At 71.7% G+C, this 18,024-nt stretch carries 10 protein-coding genes and 1 pseudogene; 7 read left to right on the forward strand and 4 right to left on the reverse strand.

What is annotated here, in order from left to right; translation table 11 throughout:
• Nucleotides 1-107: 107 nt before the first annotated feature.
• From FREUN1FDRAFT_RS47570 to FREUN1FDRAFT_RS32230, 4 genes and pseudogenes are all read left to right on the forward strand, one after another.
• Nucleotides 108-1,079: pseudogene (locus FREUN1FDRAFT_RS47570) on the forward strand (condensation domain-containing protein); the annotation flags it as partial.
• Nucleotides 1,080-1,201: 122 nt separating this feature from the next.
• Complete coding sequence (locus FREUN1FDRAFT_RS47025; protein ID WP_255348246.1) at nucleotides 1,202-3,916, forward strand: amino acid adenylation domain-containing protein; 2,715 nt, start codon at nucleotides 1,202-1,204, stop codon at nucleotides 3,914-3,916.
• Nucleotides 3,904-5,697 carry a (2,3-dihydroxybenzoyl)adenylate synthase gene (locus tag FREUN1FDRAFT_RS32225; RefSeq protein ID WP_006544529.1) on the forward strand — a complete coding sequence of 598 codons (1,794 nt, stop codon included), beginning with the start codon at nucleotides 3,904-3,906 and terminating at the stop codon, nucleotides 5,695-5,697. The genes FREUN1FDRAFT_RS47025 and FREUN1FDRAFT_RS32225 overlap by 13 nt, the downstream gene beginning before the upstream one ends.
• 290 nt (nucleotides 5,698-5,987) lie before the next feature.
• Nucleotides 5,988-6,929 (forward strand): iron-siderophore ABC transporter substrate-binding protein, encoded by a 942-nt coding sequence (locus FREUN1FDRAFT_RS32230; protein WP_157475676.1) that lies wholly within the window; start codon nucleotides 5,988-5,990, stop codon nucleotides 6,927-6,929.
• A 106-nt stretch (nucleotides 6,930-7,035) separates the two neighbouring features.
• Here the strand turns inward: FREUN1FDRAFT_RS32230 and FREUN1FDRAFT_RS32235 are convergent, their stop codons facing one another.
• Nucleotides 7,036-7,983 (reverse strand): methionyl-tRNA formyltransferase, encoded by a 948-nt coding sequence (locus FREUN1FDRAFT_RS32235; RefSeq protein ID WP_006544531.1) that lies wholly within the window; start codon nucleotides 7,981-7,983, stop codon nucleotides 7,036-7,038.
• A 567-nt stretch (nucleotides 7,984-8,550) separates the two neighbouring features.
• Here FREUN1FDRAFT_RS32235 and FREUN1FDRAFT_RS32240 point away from each other — a divergent pair.
• Complete coding sequence (locus FREUN1FDRAFT_RS32240; protein ID WP_006544532.1) at nucleotides 8,551-8,913, forward strand: hypothetical protein; 363 nt, start codon at nucleotides 8,551-8,553, stop codon at nucleotides 8,911-8,913.
• A 13-nt stretch (nucleotides 8,914-8,926) separates the two neighbouring features.
• Here FREUN1FDRAFT_RS32240 and FREUN1FDRAFT_RS32245 read toward each other — a convergent pair whose 3' ends face one another.
• Together FREUN1FDRAFT_RS32245 and FREUN1FDRAFT_RS32250 are read right to left on the reverse strand one after the other, a co-directional pair.
• On the reverse strand, nucleotides 8,927-10,762 hold the full coding sequence (locus FREUN1FDRAFT_RS32245) for a serine/threonine-protein kinase (protein ID WP_006544533.1): 1,836 nt from the start codon (nucleotides 10,760-10,762) through the stop codon (nucleotides 8,927-8,929).
• Between the two features lie 81 nt (nucleotides 10,763-10,843).
• Nucleotides 10,844-13,309, reverse strand: coding sequence for a serine/threonine-protein kinase (locus FREUN1FDRAFT_RS32250; RefSeq protein WP_006544534.1), 2,466 nt, complete (start codon nucleotides 13,307-13,309; stop codon nucleotides 10,844-10,846).
• Nucleotides 13,310-13,526: 217 nt separating this feature from the next.
• Here FREUN1FDRAFT_RS32250 and FREUN1FDRAFT_RS32255 point away from each other — a divergent pair, with 217 nt between their 5' ends.
• Together FREUN1FDRAFT_RS32255 and FREUN1FDRAFT_RS32260 are read left to right on the forward strand one after the other, a co-directional pair.
• On the forward strand, nucleotides 13,527-13,964 hold the full coding sequence (locus tag FREUN1FDRAFT_RS32255) for a cytidine deaminase (protein WP_006544535.1): 438 nt from the start codon (nucleotides 13,527-13,529) through the stop codon (nucleotides 13,962-13,964).
• A complete protein-coding gene (locus FREUN1FDRAFT_RS32260; RefSeq protein ID WP_006544536.1) occupies nucleotides 13,961-15,271 on the forward strand; it encodes a thymidine phosphorylase in 1,311 nt (436 codons plus the stop codon). Before FREUN1FDRAFT_RS32255 ends, FREUN1FDRAFT_RS32260 begins: the two co-directional genes overlap by 4 nt.
• A gap of 102 nt (nucleotides 15,272-15,373) precedes the next feature.
• Here FREUN1FDRAFT_RS32260 and FREUN1FDRAFT_RS40360 read toward each other — a convergent pair.
• On the reverse strand, nucleotides 15,374-18,024 hold a 2,651-nt coding region (locus FREUN1FDRAFT_RS40360), incomplete at its 5' end, for a tetratricopeptide repeat protein (RefSeq protein WP_006544537.1).

The raw sequence follows: 18,024 nt of genomic DNA on the forward strand, positions 1-18,024 counted from the left end.
CGCCGGCTCCGCGGGCCGCGCCGGCTCCGCGGGCCGTGGCCGCCGCGGCGGTCGCCGGGCCTGCGCTGGCCCAGGACATCGACGCGGTCCGCGCGATCGTGGCGCAGATGCTCGACGAGGAGCCCGAGGACGTCGGCTACGAGGCGAACCTGTTCGAGCTCGGACTGGAGTCCATCGCCCTGATGAAGGCGGTCGGACGCTGGCGGCAGGCCGGGGTCGCGGTCTCGTTCGGCGAGCTCGCCGAGAACCCGACCGTGGACGGCTGGTTCAAGATCCTCTCCGCCCGGATGCCCAGCGCCCCGGCGCCGGACGCACCTCCCGCCGGCGCGCCCTCCGCCCTGACGACGCCGCCTGCCGGGATCACGCCTGCCGGGCTGCCGCCTGCCGGTGAGCCCGTCGCGGCGGTTTCGCCGGGCCCCGTCGGGGAGCCTGCCGAAGCCGCGGCCGGGGTGGACGGCGACACCGCCGCCGACGCCGGGCTCGAGCCCGGCCTCGAACCCGGCGTCGACCTCAGCCTCGACACCGACGACGCCGACACGGACGCCGACGACGCCGAGTTTCCGCTCGCGCTCATGCAGCACGCCTACTGGGTCGGCCGGGACGGCGGCCAGCCGCTCGGCGAGGTCGCCGCGCACCTGTTCACCGAGTTCGACGGCCAGGACGTCGACCCCGACCGGCTGCGCGGCGCCATCGAGCGGCTGGTGGCCCGGCACGACATGCTCCGTGTGCGGGTCACCGACAACGGTGCCCAGATCGTCGAGGAGCGTTCGGGCTGGCGTGGGCTCACCGTCCACGACCTGCGTGCCCTCGACGAGCCGACGGTGCGGGCCCGCCTCGACGAGATCCGGGACCGGATGTCGCACGAGATGCTCGACATCGAGTCCGGGGAGGTCTTCGCGACCGCGCTGAGCCTGCTGCCCGCGGGGCGCACCCGGCTGCACCTGGACGTCGACATGGTCGCCGCCGACGCGGTGAGCTTCCGTGTCCTGCTGGCCGACCTCGCCCGTTTCTACGATCGGCCGCGGGAGGTTCTCCCACCGCTGGTTTACAGCTACCGCGAGTACCGCGCCGCGCGGGCGGCCGAGCGCACCGCCGCAGCCCGAGCGGCGGCCGAGTGGTGGCAGGGCCGGCTGCCGAGCCTGCCCGGCGCCCCGGCCTGCCCCGGGTCGCCGATGCCGCCGGCACGCGGGGACGGCCGTCGGTGGCACGGCGCCACTTCGTCCTCCCGCCGGCGTCCCGGGACGCCCTGCGCGCATCCGCGCACAGCCGGGGCGTCACCCCGGCGATGGCCGTGGCCACCGCGTTCGCCGAGGTCCTCGCTGGGTGGAGCACCGAGTCGAGGTTCGTCCTCAACGTCCCGATGTTCGACCGGGAGCCGGTCCACCCCGACATCAACCAGGTCGTCGGCGACTTCACCAGCTCGGTCCTGCTGGAGGTCGACGTCACCGAGGACCTGCCGTTCGCGGCCCGGGTGCGCCAGATCCAGGCGCGGCTGCACGCCGACGCCGCGCACGCCGAGTACTCGGGCGTCGAGGTGCTGCGCGACCTGACCCGCCGCACCGGTGAGCAGGTGCTCGCGCCGGTCGTGTTCACCAGTGCCCTCGGGCTCGGCGAACTGTTCGACGCCGGTGTGCGCCGCATCTTCGGCGACCCGGTCTGGATCATCTCGCAGGGCCCGCAGGTGCTCCTGGACGCGCAGGTCACCGAGATCGACGGCGGCCTGCTGATCAACTGGGACGTCCGTGAGGACGAGTTCCCGGCCGGTGCCGTCGACGGGATGTTCGGTGCCTTCGAACGTCTCGTCCGGGATCTCGCCACGGCCGGGGAGGCCTGGGACGTCCCCGTCGACGGCCTGCTGCCCGCGGCGACCGGTGAGATCCGCCGGGCGGTGAACGAGACGGCGGGGCGGGTGCCGACCCGGCTGCTGCACGAGGGGTTCTTCGAGCGGGCGGTCTGCGCCCCCGACGCGCCCGCACTGGTGTGGGACGACACCGCAGGCGGGCCCGGCCGGGGCGAGCTCAGCTACGGCGAGCTGCGGCGCCAGGCGCTGAGCCTGGCCGGCGCGCTGGTCGGTCACGGCGTGCGCCGCGGTGACCTGGTCGGCGTCAGCCTGCCCAAGGGGCCGTCCCAGGTGGTCGCCGTGCTCGGCGTGCTGGCCGCGGGCGCGACGTACGTGCCGGTCGGCGTCGAGCAGCCGCCCACCCGGGTGGAGCGCATCGCCACCGCCGCCGGCTTCGGCGTCCTGATCACCGAGGCACCGCGCGACGGGGTCCCCGCCGGCGTCGTCCAGATCGCCCCCGACCAGGCCGCGCGACCAGGCTGGGCCGCGCAGTCGCAGTCGCAGTCGCAGTCGCAGCCGCTGCCGGTGCCGGATCTGCTGGCGCCCGCGGAGCTCGGCGGGCTGGACCGGCCCGCCTATGTGCTGTTCACGTCCGGGTCGACCGGCCAGCCCAAGGGGGTCGAGGTCGGGCACCGGGCCGCGGCGAACACCATCGAGGACCTGATCGACCGGCTCGGCCTCGGTGCCGACGACCGCACGCTGGCGGTGTCGGCCCTCGACTTCGACCTGTCGGTGTTCGACCTGTTCGCGCCGCTGTCGGTCGGCGGTGCGGTGGTGCTGCTCGACGAGGAGTCGCGCCGGGAGGCGCACAGGTGGGCCGAGCTCGTCCGGGATCACCGGGTGACCATCCTCAACTGCGTTCCCACCGTGCTCGACCTCGTCCTGTCCGCCGGGGTGGACCTCGGCCCGACGCTGCGGGCCGTCCTGCTCGGCGGCGACCGGGTCGGTGTCGACCTGCCCGGCAGGCTGGACGCCGCGGTGCCCGGCTGCCGCTTCCTCGGTCTCGGCGGCACCACCGAGACGGCCATCCACTCGACGATCTGCGAGGTCGTCGGCACGGAGCCGGTGCCCGACTGGTGGCGTTCGGTGCCGTACGGCACGCCGCTGCGCAACGTGCGGCTGCGGGTTGTCGACCCGCTCGGCCGGGACTGCCCCGACCACGTCACCGGCGAGCTGTGGATCGGCGGCGACGGTGTCGCCCGCGGGTACCTGGGGGATCCGCAGCGGACCGCGGACCGGTTCGTCGAGTACGGCGGCCTGCGCTGGTACCGCACCGGTGACCTGGCCCGCTACCAGCCGGACGGGACGGTCGAGTTCCTGGGCCGACGCGACCACCAGGTCAAGATCCGGGGCTTCCGGGTCGAGCTCGGTGAGGTCGAGGCCGCGCTGGACACGCTGGAGCAGGTGCGGGCCGGCGTGGCGGTGCTCGTCGAGGGCGCCGCCGGCCACCCCGCCGCGCTCGGAGCCGGCGTGGTCCCCGCCGACGTGGCGGGTGCGGAGCCGGCGGGCACGGATCTGGCGGGCACGGAGCTGGCCACCGCCGTGCGGGAGGGCCTGCGCGGAGTGCTGCCGCCGCACATGGTGCCCGACCTGGTGGTCACGCTCGACAGCCTCCCGCTCACCGCGAACGGGAAGATCGACCGCAAGGCGGTGACAGCCGCCGTGCGCCACGCCCTTGGCGCGGGCACGGGGGAGCACACCCCGCCGCGCGGCGATCTCGAACAGGTCGTGTTCAACGTCTGGCGCGAGGTGCTCGGCGTGCCGGAGTTCGGCGTCACCGACGAGTTCTTCGCGCTGGGCGGTGACTCCGTCCTGGCCACCGCCGTGGTGCGGCGGCTGCGCGACGAGCTGGACACCGCCGCGGTCACCGTCCGCTCCCTGTTCGCGGCGCCGACCGTCGCGACGCTCGCCGAGCGGATCCGGGCGGCCGACCCCGTCCCGGGCCGGGCGGACCGGGTCGCCGCGATCGCCCTGGAGATCGCGGCGATGACCGACGCGGAGGTGGCCGCCGCGCTCGGCGGCGAGGCGACGTACCTCGCCGAACCGGACCTCGCCGAACCGGGATGTGCACGGTGACCGTCCCGTCGACGACGAACCGGCTCGACGGCCAGCTCGACGCCCGCCTTGACGGCCAGCCTGGTGGCCAGCCCGGCGACGGCGCGGCGGACCCGGGGTGGAACCGGTGGCCGGCGGAGTTCGTCGAGCGGTACCAGGAGGCCGGCTACTGGGGCGACCGGACGCTGGACGAGCTGCTGCGGGAGTGGGCCCGCCGGTCCGGGCCGGCCACCGCGCTGGTCTGCGGGGACCGACGAATCAGCTACGCCGAGCTCGACGAGGCGGTGGACGACCTCGCCGCGGGGCTCGCCTCGCTCGGCATCGGCCCCGGTGACCACCTGGTGGTGCACCTGCCGAACCGCGCCGAGTTCGTGATGACGCTGTTCGCGCTGATGCGCCGTGGCGCGATCGGCATCCTCGCGCTGCCCGCCCACCGGCGGGTGGAGATCGAGCACTTCGCGAGCCTGGCCGGCGCCGTCGGGTATGTCATCGCCGACCGGTTCGAGGGTTTCGACTACCGGGAGCTGGCCCGTCAGGTGACCGAGGCGGTGCCGTCGGTGCGGCACGTCCTGGTGGCCGGCGAGCCCGGTCCGTACACGGGTCTCGACGCGCTGGCCGCGGCGGGCCGCTCCGCCCGGCTGGCCGCCGCGCCTTCCTCCGACGCCACCGCTGCCGACGCCACCGCTGCCGACGCCACCGCTGCCGACGCCACCGCTGCCGGGGCCACCGTCCCCGGGCTGGATCCGGGCGACATCGCCGTGCTGCTCATCTCCGGCGGGACGACCGGCAAGCCGAAGCTGATCCCGCGCACCCACCGCGACTACGCCTACAACGCCCGGGCCAGCGCCGAGGTGTGCCGGCTCACCGCCGCCGACGTGTACCTGGTCGCGCTGCCGGCCGCGCACAACTTCCCGCTGGCCTGCCCGGGGATCCTCGGCGCGTTCACCGTGGGTGCGTCGGCGGTGATGGCGCTGTCGTCCAGCCCGGACGCCGTCTTCGACCTGATCAGCCGGGAGCGGGTGACGATCACCGCGGCCGTGCCGCCGCTGGCGAGGCTGTGGGTCGAGGCGGCCGGGTGGGAGGGGCCGGACACCACCAGCCTGCGCCTGCTCCAGGTGGGCGGCGCCAAGCTCGACGAGGGCCTCGCCCGGCGGATCACGCCGACGCTCGGGGCCGGCGTCCAGCAGGTCTTCGGGATGGCCGAGGGGCTGCTGAACTACACCCGCCTCGACGACCCCGACGAGACCGTCTTCACCACCCAGGGCCGGCCACTGGCCGAGGCGGACGAGGTCCGGGTGCTCGACGGGTCCGGGTATGAGGTGCCGGCCGGCCAGGTCGGCGAGCTGTGGACCCGCGGGCCCTACACCATCCGCGGGTACTACCGGGCCGCGGCGCACAACGCGACCGTCTTCGGTGCCGACGGCTTCTTCCGCACCGGCGACCTCGTGCGTCAGCTGCCTACCGGGCATCTGGTGGTCGAGGGCCGGGTCAAGGACGTGATCAACCGCGGCGGGGAGAACGTCTCGGCCGGCGAGCTGGAGGAGCACCTGCAGACCCATCCCGCGGTCGCCCAGGTGGCGGTCGTCGGGCTGCCCGACCCCGATGTCGGGGAGAGCGTCTGCGCGGTCGTCGTCGCGGCCCCGGGTGGCGCGCCCCGGCTCAAGGAGATCAAGAACTATCTGCGGGACCGCGGCCTGGCCCGGTTCATGCTTCCCGACCGGCTCGAGGTCGTGGACGGGTTCCCCTACACCGCCGTCGGAAAGATCGACAAGCGGGAGCTGCGGAAGCGGCTCGACCAGTGAGCCCTTCCCGTCGCCGACCCCTCTGGTGCGGGCCGCGCGTGACGTACGCGCGCCGAGGCCTGCCCGGGACCTGCTCCCGAAGGTAGCGAACTCGTGGCCGGCCCTGACCCGCGCCAGGTGCGTTTCGCCTCGGTCGCACCTGTTGTGCCGGCAACAATTTAGGTTAAGCTAACCAAAGTTTTATTCGATCAAGCGAATCGTCGCGCTGGCGTGGCGAAGGCGGAAGGCTGAGGACTGTAGTGCGGGGAATAGTGCGCACACTGGCAGCACTGTGTGTTGCCGGTGCGGTCATGACCGGGCTGGTGGCCTGTGGGGATGACGACGACAGTGGTTCGACCCGGGCGGATACAGCGGCGGCCGCCGGTTTCCCGGTAACCATCGAGCACAAGTTCGGTTCGACGACGATTGACAAGGCGCCGACGAGAATCATCGCCTTGAGCTACGAAGAGGACACGTTGGCGACGCTCGGCATCACGCCGATCGCCTACGCGACGAACCCCTACAAGGAAGACGGCAAGTTCCCCTGGCTCGACGGCAAGATTGACCTTGCCGACAGCACGGGTCTGGACACCAGCAGCGACCTCAACCTCGAGCAGATCGCCTCGCTGAAGCCCGACCTCATCCTCGCCACCAACTTCTACGGGCTCGAGGACTACTACGACCGGCTCTCCGAGATCGCGCCGACGGTGGGCTTCAAGACCGAGGCCGGCATCGCGACCTGGCAGGAGGTCAGCACGACGATCGGCAAGGCGGTCGGGCGTGAGGCCGACGTCGCCAAGGCGATCGAGGCCACCGAGAAGACCATCACCGACACCGCGGCGAAGCTTTCCGGGCTGAAGGACAAGACGTTCAGCCACAGCTTCTACTACGACACGAACGGCCTCGCGGTGATCGACGACCCGAAGACCGTCTCCGTCCAGCTCTACGCCCAGCTCGGTATGAAGCTCTCGCCGAAGGTGACGGCCAGCGTCGTCGATCGCGAGCTGAGCCTGGAGAAGATCGGCGAGCTCGACGCCGACTTCATGATGATCGGGTTCGCCACCGACGACCTGCGCACCGCGATGCACGGGAACGACCTGTACAAGAAGATCCCGGCGGTCGTGGACGGCCGGGCCTATGAGGCGGACGCGTTCACCGCGGGTGCGGTCAACAACCCGACCATCCTGAACATCCCGTGGCAGCTCGAGCAGTTCGAGCCGACCCTCGAGAAGGTCACCGGCACCTCCGGCTGACGTGCCCGGTCGACACGGCACGGACCAGTAGGCACAGCACCGAATGAACGCGGAAACCGGGCGGTACGCATACAAGCGCGTGCCGCCCGGTTTCACTGCCGGAGACCTAGGCCCGGTCGGTGAGGTACCCGCCCATCGTCGTGAAGTAGTCCGCCGCCGCCAGCTCCCGGCCGTCGTCCAGGCGCACGGTGCGGACCAGCAGGCCGTGGCTGCGTCCATGCCGTGCCTGCGCGCCCGCGACGATGACCACGCCGTCGCCCTCGCGGATGAAGATCCGTCCAGGCGTGCCGCCGTAGTAGCCGTTGGAGACCTCGGCGGAGACGATGCGGACGCGCTCACCGTTGCGGTAGGTGAACGCGTTGGGGTAGGGGTCGCACTGGGCGCGCACCAGCCGGTCGAGCTCCTCGGCGGTCCAGGTCCAGTCGATGAGGCTGTCCCGCTCCGAGCGCTTGTGGAAGAAGCTGGCCTTCGAGCGGTCCTGGGGAGCCCAGTCGGTGCGGCCGCTGGCCATCAGGTCCAGGCCCTCCACCGCCATCGGCCCGAACAGCGCGAGGGTGCGGTGGAACAGGTCGGTGGTGGTGTCGCGCGGGCCGACCGGCACCCGGTGCTGCAGGACGACGTCACCGGCGTCGAGCTCGTCGCTCATGATGTGCGCCGTCACGCCCACCTCGGGCTCCCCGTTGATCAGTGCCCAGATCAACGGCGCGAACCCGGCGTAGGCGGGCAGCAGCGAGTCGTGGATGTTCAGCGTTCCCAGCCGCGGCAGGTTGAAGACCTGCGGCGGAATCCAGGTCCGCCAGTTGGTGGCGACGATGGCGTCGGGATCGGTCTCCTTGAGCAGCGACAGCAGGTCCTCGTCGTCAGGCCGGTTGCGAAGCACCACGGGAACGCCGTGCTCGGTGGCGAGGTCGGCCACCGAGTCATCCCAGATCTTCTCGTACGCGTGGTCGCTCTTCTCGTGCGTCACGACCAGGGCGACGTCGTGGTGGGAGTCGAGAAGAGCCTGCAGCGTGCGATGCCCCCAGGTCTGGTATCCGAACATTACGACCCGCATGTCTTGTTTTTCTCCTCTGGTCTGCGAACAGGGATCTTGCTGATACGTCAGGGCATGCCGGTAGCCGGACTGGGCCCTGGCGTCCGGTATGGGGCTGGAAGAGCTGGTGCGGCGGGGCTGAAGGCGGCGGGACGACCAGACAGCAGGGCGCGCCGCAACGTCACGACGTCGACACGGCCCTGGAGCGGTCAACGCGGCCCTGGAGACGGCCTGGCCGATCCGGTGGTTCCTGGTGCGCGAGGGAAGCGGCAGAAGGAAGGAAACCCCTGCTTAAGTGAGGCTTACCTATGTTGATGGTTGTTGCCACGGTATGTCAAGTGATCGTCGTGTCCGGCGCCGGTCGCGGCGGTCCGCCGGTTCGGCGGGGCCGGTCACGTTGAGATGAGCCCGCGGTGGTCGTCCGGGACGGGTTCGGTCGTCTCCGTGCTGGTCTGTGACGGTGTGGTGAATTCAGCCCCTGACCTGCGGAAATACCCGGAACGGCCTCATAGCCTGACGTTCGGGGCCGGCAGGCGACGGCCAGGCCGCCAGGCGCCGGGCTGCGGGGGAGACAGGAGCTCGATCGACATGCGGGACCGTGACCGTTGCACCGCGACAGTCATGGGCGGTGGCCGTGGCTACGCCGTCCACCGGTGTGGCAAGCGGGCACTCGCCAGCGACCCGGACGGTCTGTGCCGCAGCCACCGCCTCCAGCAGGAGGGGGTCGCGGACACACCCCACGACGAGGACCGCTGGCGGACGAGCCAGGAGCTCGAAGGACGCCTGCTCGAGCTGTCCCGCCACCTGGCGACCTTCTACCGCCTGCCCGTCGAGCTCGAGTACGACGAGGCGGAGGCACCACGGGCCTGCACCGGCCGCATCGTCGTGAACCCCGAGGACCTGCTGAGAACGCTGCAGGCACAGGACCTCATGCCGCGCCGCCAGCCCTGACCCGGATCGATCCTCAGAAGCCGGGCGGGGTGGTGGCCGACGGCGAGCCCGTCGGGCCCCCGGTCTGCGTGGACGGCGCATCCGGGCTGCGGGTAACCGGCGGCGTGCTCGCGGACGTGGTGATCGGAGTCGACGGCGGCGACACCTTGACCGGTGGGGTCGTCGCCGTCGGCGGCTCGTTGATCGGCGACTGGGTCGCCTCCGGGGTGGGAGTCGTCGTCCGCCGGGTGGTGCCCCGGTAGGTCGACCGCGTCTGCGTCGGCGTCGGGTCGACGGTCGCCTCATCGGTGGGCGGAGCGACGATTCCCTGCGCGGGCGTGGCCGACGGCGACGGCGTGACGCTGCCGGCGTCGGTTCCCTGCGCCGGGTCCTTGCCGCCGGTGAGCAGCACGGTCAGCAGGATCGCGAGACCCGCCAGGGCGGCCGCCGCCCCGCCGGCGATGATCACGACGAGCGGGGGCCGGCGCCCCGAGCCGGCGCCGCGGCCCGTGTCGCCGCGACCGGCGGCCGACGCGCGGTGGGAGACCGGCGCGCGACCGGTGCGATCGCCGCGGTCGCGATCGCCGCGGTCGCGATCGCCGCGGTCGCGATCGCGCGCGGCATCCCGATCCAGGCTCAGCAGGCCGGCGGCCAGGTTCGCGTCATCCTGGTCGAACAGGTCCGGCGCCGGTGCCAGCGGCCCGATCTGGGTGAGATCGTCATGCGGGCCGGTGGACGCGGTCGGGTTCGGGCCGCTGACCGGGGAGAGACCGACCGCCGTCAGCTCGTCGTCGCCCCCGGGCAGGCCTGGAACCGACGGCACCGGGGTGATCTCATGGCCGGCCGGCAGCCGGTCGGTCACGCCGATGTCCGCGGCCGGAGCCGCCTGCTGCTCCCCCTGGGACGGGAAGGACGGAGCGGACAGGTTCTCCAGGCCGTCATCGGAGACGACCAGGTCGTCGGACGGCTCGGCCGGGCGGCTGCGCGGATTCGTCACGACCGCCGGGACGGGCGTGGCGTTACGCGCGATCGGGGTCAGCCGGCGGCGGATCTCCTCGACGTCCGGGCGGAGCTCCGCGGGGCGGTCGAGCAGATCGGTGAGCAGCCCGCGCAGCGGTCCGGCGAGACGGAACGGCCGGCGGCGGCCCTCGACCACCGCGCTCAGCACGGCGTAGGTCTCCGGCCCCTCGAAGGGCGGGCAGCCCTCGACCGCGGAGTAAAGGGTCGCGCCCAGGCCCCACAGATCGCTCGCCGGCGTGCCGGACGAACCGCGGACCCGCTCGGGTGCGATGTAGGCCGGGGAACCGACGAGCGCGCCGGTGCCGGTCAGCGTGACGTCGCCCTCGGTCGCCGCGATGCCGAAGTCGGTGAGCCGGACCCGGTTGTCCCGCCCGAGCAGCACGTTGCCCGGTTTCACGTCACGGTGCAGCACACCGGCCGAATGCGCCGCCGCCAGCGCGTCGGCCAGCGCGAGACCGATCGCCGCGACCTGGTCGAAGGGCAGCGGACCGTGGTTCTTGATGGTGTCACCGAGGCTGTCCGCGTCGATGAGCTCCATGATGATCCAGTGCCGCTCATGCTCCTCGACGACGTCGAAGACGGAGACGATCGCCGGGCTGTGCAGCCTGGCCAGCGCCCGTGCCTCGCGTAGCACGCGGACTCGGATCGCATCCCGCTCCGCCTGCGCGCCAGCCATCGGCACGAGAATTTCCTTGATGGCGACGGGACGCTGCAGCAGCTCATCTTCGCCGCGCCACACGACGCCGGCACCGCCGCGCCCGATGGGGGCGTCAAGGCGGTAGCGCTGCGCTACGTAGCGCGGTGTGCCGTGCCTAGAGGTATCCGGGGGCACGCTCGCCGATCTGGCCATCGATTCAAGTCTGACAGACGAATTGGTCGGAGCGCGCGCTACCCCGCTCGTCAGGCGGACGGAATTCGGACACCGGGCAACTCACGACGCCGGCCTGAACGTCGAGAAGAGCTGTTGCATGAGCGGCTGGTTCGTCGCCCACAGCTCCTCGGGCGTGTGCCAGTACAGAGCGTAGCCATGCCCGTTTCGCACTGCGCCACGGTTGAGCACATGCACCGTCCCCCCACCACCGGAGGCGTAGGTGAACTCCCAGTCGGCCTGCCGCGCACCGTCAGCCCCGTCGCCCGGTTCGATCCGTACCCGCTGGTAGTCCCTCACCTGGTCTCGAAAGCTTGCCTCGTTCCGGCGCCAGTCCTCGATGGCCGAGGTGTTCGCCGTCGCGATACTTCCGATGCGCATGAAGGTACCAGTCTCAGGATCCACGAAGTCCATGTTCCCCGTGCCTCCGCGGCCCGGCCGGCTTTCCCACGTCGCCGGGTAGGCGATCGACCACCCGCTCGGGTCGGTGTAGCCGACCCAGCCGGCCGCCGGAACGACCGGGGTGGAATCGGTCGCGACGACGTCTCCCGCCGCGACGGCCGCGGCCCGCGGATCGACCGTCGAGGTCGGAGCGGGTGCGGACCTGGAATCCTCGTCCGTGCCGCCGCCGCGGGCGACGAGGATGGCGATCACCGCGCAGACGACGACCAGGGCGGTCGCGACCAGCATCACAGTGCGCCGCCGGGGGCCCGTCCGTGTCGCCGCGTCTGTTTCCGCGGAGGAGCTCGCGGCCGTCTCCCCGGCCGCGGCTCCAGCCACGGCCGCGGACCCGGCCACGGACCCGGCTGAAGCCGCGGCTGTGTCGGCGGCCGTGCTCGCGTCCGGGCGCGATGCCGTGGCCTCTGCTGCCGTGGCCTCTGCTGCCGTGGCCCTGGCTTCGACGGCCCTGGCTTCGACGGCCCTGGGTACGACGGGCCTGGGTTCGACGGGCCTGGGTTCGAGGGCCCTCGGCTTCACGGCGACTGTGGCGTCCACGCTCGCGGTGGGAACCGCACCGAAGGCCGGGGCCGTCGTGGCTGGCGTCCCGCGGCGGCCCTCGGGCGCCGAGGAAGGTGCCGGTGCCGGTGCGGCGGACGGCGCGGAGGTCACAGCCGTGGTGTCGGGCGAGGTGGCCGTCACCGTGGCGGCGGGCGGGGTGGCCGCGACCTTGGCGGTGTCAGCCGCCGGAGCCTGCTGGGAGGCCTGCTGCACCCGTGCCGGGATGCCGCCGAGTGCCCGCATGCGGTCGAGTCCCCGCAGCCGGTCGGTCTGGCGTGTCCTGTCCGCATCGCGGTTGCGGTCGGGTGCGGCGGCGCGCAGCCGGTCCATCGCACGGACCCGTTCCAGGCGGCTCGCGAACCGGGACGGCGACGACGGCGGCCCGTCCCCGCGAGGACGCAGCACGGTCGTCTCCGACCCCGCGACCGCGGGGCCTCCAGCCGCGCCAGCCGCGCCAGGAGCGCCGGTCGCGGCACGAGCGGCGACCGCTGGCGGGGGCACGTCGGCGCCGGCCAGCGGCCGGCTGGTCAGCACGGTCTCCTCCGATGCCCCGAGGACCATCGTCGGCGCCGGCTCCGGCCGTGGTGCGGGGGTCGCCGCGACCCCCGGGGGCGGCGGGGTGGCGGTCGACACCGGCGGGCGGGCCGGGCGGCTGCGGGTGCGATGCGGGCGGCCGCGCTCCTCCTGCTCCAGGATCTCGCGCATCCGCGCGCGCACCGTGGCCAGGCTTGGGCGATGTGCCTGGCTCGGGGCCATCAGCTCGTCGATGACCGGCGCGAGCCGCCCGGCGGCCTGGAAGGGCCGGCGGCGGCCCTGCACCACCGCCGCGAGCACGGCGATCGGATCGCCACCGGGAAACGGGGAGGCACCCTCGACACTGGTGAACAGGGTGGCGCCCAGCCCCCAACGGTCACTCGCGGCCGTCCCGGCGTCGCCGCGGGCGCGCTCGGGTGACAGGTAGGCGGGTGAGCCCAGCACCATCCCGGTGCTGGTCAGCCGGGGGTCACCGTGGCTGACGGCGATGCCGAAGTCGGTGAGCCGTGCCCGCTGATCGCCGGTCACGAGCACGTTGCTCGGCTTGACGTCGCGGTGGACTATTCCCAGCCGATGCGCCGCTTCGAGGGCGTAGGCGAGGCTGATCCCGATGCGGCAGACCTCGGCGACGCTCAGCGCCCCGCGCTCATCGATGATCTTCGACAGGGCCTGCCCGTCGACGAGCTCCATCACGATCCACGGAAGGTCGCCCTCGGAGATGACGTCGAGCACCGCCACCGCGCCCGGGTGATGCAGCCGGCCGGCGGCGCGAGCCTCGCGCAGCACCCGTTCCCGGGCGAGCTCCCGCTCCTGTTCGCTGCCGTCGGTGGGAAGCAGCACCTCCTTGACGGCCACCTGCCGGCGCAGCAGCTCGTCCGTCGCGCGGTGCACGACACCGAAGCCGCCGCGGCCGATCACACCGTCGAGCCGGTACCGGCGCCCGATGAGCACGCGTGGAGCGGCTGGATCGGGAGCGTCACGGCGCTCGCCTGGCATCGGCAGTCCTCTCCGCTCGGCGCTCCATCATCCCCATGGGATCACACCCGGTGCACCTCTCGTCAGTGGGGCATGCTGGTCGGGGCCCGGCGCGGCCCGGTGCGGACCGGCTCGGCGGGTCCCGACCGGGCCGCCCTGATCCGGCCCGGGCCGCCGGCGACCCGGCTCGGCGACGGTGCCGACCGGGTCAGGAGACCGACCAACCCGGGAGGGGATCGTGGACGACAGCGTCTGGCTACGGCTGCGCGACGAGGCCGTAAAGGCCGCGCAGTACGCCTATGCGCCCTACTCGGGCCTTCAGGTGGGCGCCGCCGCGCTGGTCGACGACGGCCGTGTCGTGGTCGGCTGCAACGTCGAGAACGCGTCGTATGGCCTGACTCTGTGTGCCGAATGTGGACTTGTGTCGGCGCTGCGGGCGAGTGGTGGCGGGCGTCTTGTCGCCTTCGTGTGCGTGAACGCGGCCGGCGCGCCGCTCGCGCCCTGCGGGCGTTGCCGCCAGCTGCTCCACGAGCACGGCGGCCCGCAGCTGTTGGTCACCACGGCCGGTGGGGTGCGGACGCTGGCCGAGCTGCTCCCCGACGCCTTCGGCCCCGCCGCCCTCCCGCCCACAGCCATGGTGTCCGCCGCCGGGCCGGGGACGGAGCCGGTGGCATGAGCGCCTTCGATGTGGTCGACCTCATCCGCGCCAAGCGGGACGGTGCCGCGTTGCCCGGGGACGCGATCGCCTGGCTGCTCGACAGCTACACCGGCGGCCGGGTCGCCGACGAGCAGATGGCCGCCTACCTGATGGCCGTGTGCTGGCACGGCATGACCGAGGACGAGCTGGATCACTGGACCGCCGCGATGATCGCCAGCGGCGAGCGCCTCGACCTGACCGGGCTGCCCCGGCCGACCGTGGACAAGCACTCGACCGGAGGCGTCGGCGACAAGGTCTCCCTGGTGCTCGTCCCGCTGGTGGTGGCGTGCGGGGCGGCCGTCCCGCAGGCCGCGGGACGCGGGCTCGGGTACACCGGCGGCACTCTCGACAAGATGGAGGCGATCCCGGGCTGGCGCGCGGATCTCGACGCCGAGCGGATGCGGCGGGTCCTCGCCGAGGTCGGCGGTGTGATCTGTGCCGCCGGGGCCGGCCTGGCCCCGGCCGACCGCCGGCTCTACGCGCTGCGTGATGTCACCGGCACCGTCGAGTCGATTCCGCTGATCGCCTCCTCGATCATGAGCAAGAAGATCGCCGAGGGCACCTCGGCCCTGGTGCTGGACGTCAAGGTAGGCAGCGGCGCGTTCATGACCTCGGTCGACGACGCGCACGAGCTGGCCCGCACCATGGTCCGGCTCGGCACCCGCGCCGGGGTCCGGACGGAGGCCCTGATCACGGCGATGGACACGCCGCTGGGTCGCACCGCCGGCAACGGCCCCGAGGTGGCCGAGGCCGTCGAGACGCTGCGCGGCGGGGGGCCCGCCGACCTCGTCGAGATCACGGTCGCGTTGGCGAGGGTCATGCTCGACCTGGCCGGCCTCGGTCCGGGCTCGTCGGGCTCTTCGGGCCCGCCGGCACCGGACCCGGCGGCGGTGCTGGCCTCCGGGGCCGCCCACGAGGTGTGGCGCGCGATGGTGACCGCGCAGGGCGGTGATCCGGACGCGGCGCTGCCCACGCCCGGGTTCACCCAGGTCGTGCCCGCGCCGGCCAGTGGCTTCCTCAGCCGGCTCGAAGCCCGAGCCGTGGGTGTCGCCGCCTGGCGGCTGGGCGCCGGGCGGGCTCGCAAGGAGGACGTGGTCGCGCCCGCGGCGGGTCTTCGCTGGTTCGCCGGGGTGGGGGAGGAGGTCAGGGCCGGAGAACCGCTGATCGAGCTCTACAGCGACGACGAGTCGACGTTCCCGCGTGCCGTCGAGGCCCTGGCCGGCGCTGTCTCCGTCACCAGAACCCCGCCCGCCTTCTCACCTCTCGTACTGGCTCAGGTCCGATAGGACGGTGGCGGACTGGCCCACAGTTACGCCCGTGGTGGCACGTGGGCCCCGTAGGCCCCGGTACCGCGAGGCGCGGACACGACGCGCACGGCAATGCGGCTTTCACGCTGAGGCCCTCCTGTCCGCGCGGACGGCGTCGATCGCATTCCTGCATCGGATCGTGCTTGGATGACCTTCGCCAAAGAGTCGGGACAGGCCCTGATGCACCCTCTCGAACTCTGCCTCGGCCTCCGCAAGCCGGCCGGCGACGTGCAGCAGCCGTGCAAGGTTCGACCGGCTCGTCAGCGTGGACGGATGGGCCTCGCCTCTGATCAAGGCAAAGCCGGACACCACAGCGCGGTATTCCTCCTCGGCCTCGCCGAGCCGGCTCAGTGCCAGCAGCGCACCGCCAAGATTTCCACGGCTCGTGAGCGTGGACGGATGATGCGGGCCCAGGCCTCGGGTGAATCCGTCGATGACCAGGCGGTGTTCCGCCTCCGCCTCCTCGACACGGCCCAGGGACTGCAGGGTTGAGGCGAGGTAGTTCTGACTGGTGAGGGTCGACGGATGATCGGCGCCCAACATCTCTCTGAAGCCGCTGAGAATCCGCCGAAAATCTCCCTCCGCTTCGTCGGCCTTGCCGAGGGCGAGGAGCACCACCGCAACATTCGCCCGGCTGATAAGCGTCGAAGGGTGATCGGGCCCAAGCGCGCGGATGTATCCTTCGAGGACTGCGCGATGCTCCGCCTCCGCCTCCGCCAGCCGGCCAAGGGCGTGGAGCACCACCGCGAGATTGCATCGGCTCGTCAGCGTCAGTGGATGACCATCGCCCAGCAGTCTGGTGAAGCCGTCGTAAACTGCTCTGTGCATCGCCTCGGCCTCATCGAGGCGATCTACGGCGTGAAGCACGAGCGTGGGGTTTCCCCTGCTGGTCACCGCATCCGGGTGATCAGGCTCGAACACTCGCGTGCTGGTGTCCAGGACGGCCATATGCTCTGCCTCGGCATCCTCGAGGCGACCGAGCGCACCGAGCACAGCCGAAACGTTGACAGCTCCCGTTGCCGAGTGCGGCTGGTCAGCCGAGAGTATGGCAGCATACGAGACAAGAACCGCACAGTGCTCTTGTTCGGCCTCGTCGATGCGCCCGAGGTCGTGTAACACGAAAGCAAGGTTGTTGCGGTTCGTCAAGGTAGAGGGATGATCCGGGCCCAGCACCCTGGTCCGAGCTGCCAGGACGGCCCTGAACTCCTGCTCGGCCTCATCCGCACGGCCCAGATCGTGCAGCACCAGCGCAAGGTTGTTCCGGTTGGCAAGCGTCGACGGATGGTCCGCACCCAGAACTCGTGTCCGGGCTGCGAGCACAGCCCGGTGCTCGCGCTCGGCTTCTGTGAGCCTTCCGAGAATTCTGAGGACTGCGGCCGCATTCCCCCAGCTGGCCAGCGTATCGGGGTGGGACTCGCCTAGCTCCGCCACGCGGATGCGATGAGCCTTCGTGTAGGCAGCTAACGCGATTTCATAACGGCCGAAGCCGCGCGCGATCACACCGACTCTCATCGAATCACTGGCATCGGCACGGTCGAGTGACCTCACGAGCGTGACATCCGGGACCGGGCTGATCGATCGCCTCTCCATCTCATCGACGAGATAGTCGAACACGTTGAATCCATCACCATCGACCGCAGCCAGCAACGGCGTCGTGGTACGAGGCCGCATCGCCCACCTCCACGCCTCCTGGTCTGACTCTCCGGTCTGCCGAATTCCCCCGCGATTCGGGAGGTACTCTTCAACCAGGCCGTCGATGAGATCCTTTGGTATCGCCCGCGTGAGGCCGGCCCGTCGGCAGTCGACTGCGGCCGCGACCAGTGCGGCTCCCCGTGTATGGTTGCCGCCCTCCCTGGAACCCATCCAGAGATGCAGTAGTTCAGGGCCGGCGGCTATGTATTCGGCAATGCCGAACTTCTCGGCGTGTGCAAGGGCCTCCACGATACGGGGATCCCACGTACGGGTAGCCGCACGGGCCCGCTCCGAGTCGCTGAAGAGACGCATGATGTCGATTCGCCGGGCAAGCGCGAGGGCATCGAGGACGTCGCGCGCCATTGGCTGGGCACCGTTGTCGGTCTGGGTGTACAGCGCGAGCTCCGAGGCACGGATCGTGGCGATGACAACCCGATGGTGACCTGGTCCATTCAGCATGCGAGTGATGCGGGCTGAAGTGAGGCCGTCAGCTCCGAGAAACTTCTCAAGGCTGTCGAGCCAGAGCACGCAGCGTGAAACGCTCGTCGCGCGATCAATTGCCGCTGGCAGGACCGATCTGTCCTGCGGGGCGATGATCGAATGATCAGGAAGTGTGGACACAAGCGCCTCGTAGGCTGCTCTGGACTTTCCGGCCGTCGAATCTCCGACGAGAATCAGGAACTTTCCAGGGGCGAGGCTTCCACGGAGTTCGTTGTCAATGTCGCGCGGGATATAGGGCGGTAGATTGGAAACACCTGAGGGATCGGTGGCATGCCGCGACGCATGGACACCGATCAGAGTCGGGTCGGTTATCTCACGTGCCCGAGGTAGACGCCCGTTGATCGTCACGCAGCCGTCTCTGATCGAAATTTCCTGGGAGCTTTCGGACTGCAGAAGCGCGACGAGTGAGTCCTTCCAGACACCCGCGAACACTGCGGCCACGGCTGCTATTGATGCTCCGCAGGCAGCGGCAAGGGGAGTGCTGAGCTTCGCGGCGGTCAGTATGGCCGGCAGCGCCACCAGCAGTGCCCGACCACGGC

Source organism: Parafrankia sp. EUN1f (assembly GCF_000177675.1).
Lineage (GTDB): Bacteria > Actinomycetota > Actinomycetes > Frankiales > Frankiaceae > Parafrankia.

Coding starts and splice junctions, on each gene's coding strand:
- FREUN1FDRAFT_RS32225 (WP_006544529.1), top strand. CDS start 3,904: ATGTGCACGGTGACCGTCCCGTCGACGACGAACCGGCTCGACGGCCAG.
- FREUN1FDRAFT_RS32230 (WP_157475676.1), top strand. CDS start 5,988: ATGACCGGGCTGGTGGCCTGTGGGGATGACGACGACAGTGGTTCGACC.
- FREUN1FDRAFT_RS32235 (WP_006544531.1), bottom strand. CDS start 7,983: ATGCGGGTCGTAATGTTCGGATACCAGACCTGGGGGCATCGCACGCTG.
- FREUN1FDRAFT_RS32240 (WP_006544532.1), top strand. CDS start 8,551: ATGCGGGACCGTGACCGTTGCACCGCGACAGTCATGGGCGGTGGCCGT.
- FREUN1FDRAFT_RS32245 (WP_006544533.1), bottom strand. CDS start 10,762: ATGGCCAGATCGGCGAGCGTGCCCCCGGATACCTCTAGGCACGGCACA.
- FREUN1FDRAFT_RS32250 (WP_006544534.1), bottom strand. CDS start 13,309: ATGCCAGGCGAGCGCCGTGACGCTCCCGATCCAGCCGCTCCACGCGTG.
- FREUN1FDRAFT_RS32260 (WP_006544536.1), top strand. CDS start 13,961: ATGAGCGCCTTCGATGTGGTCGACCTCATCCGCGCCAAGCGGGACGGT.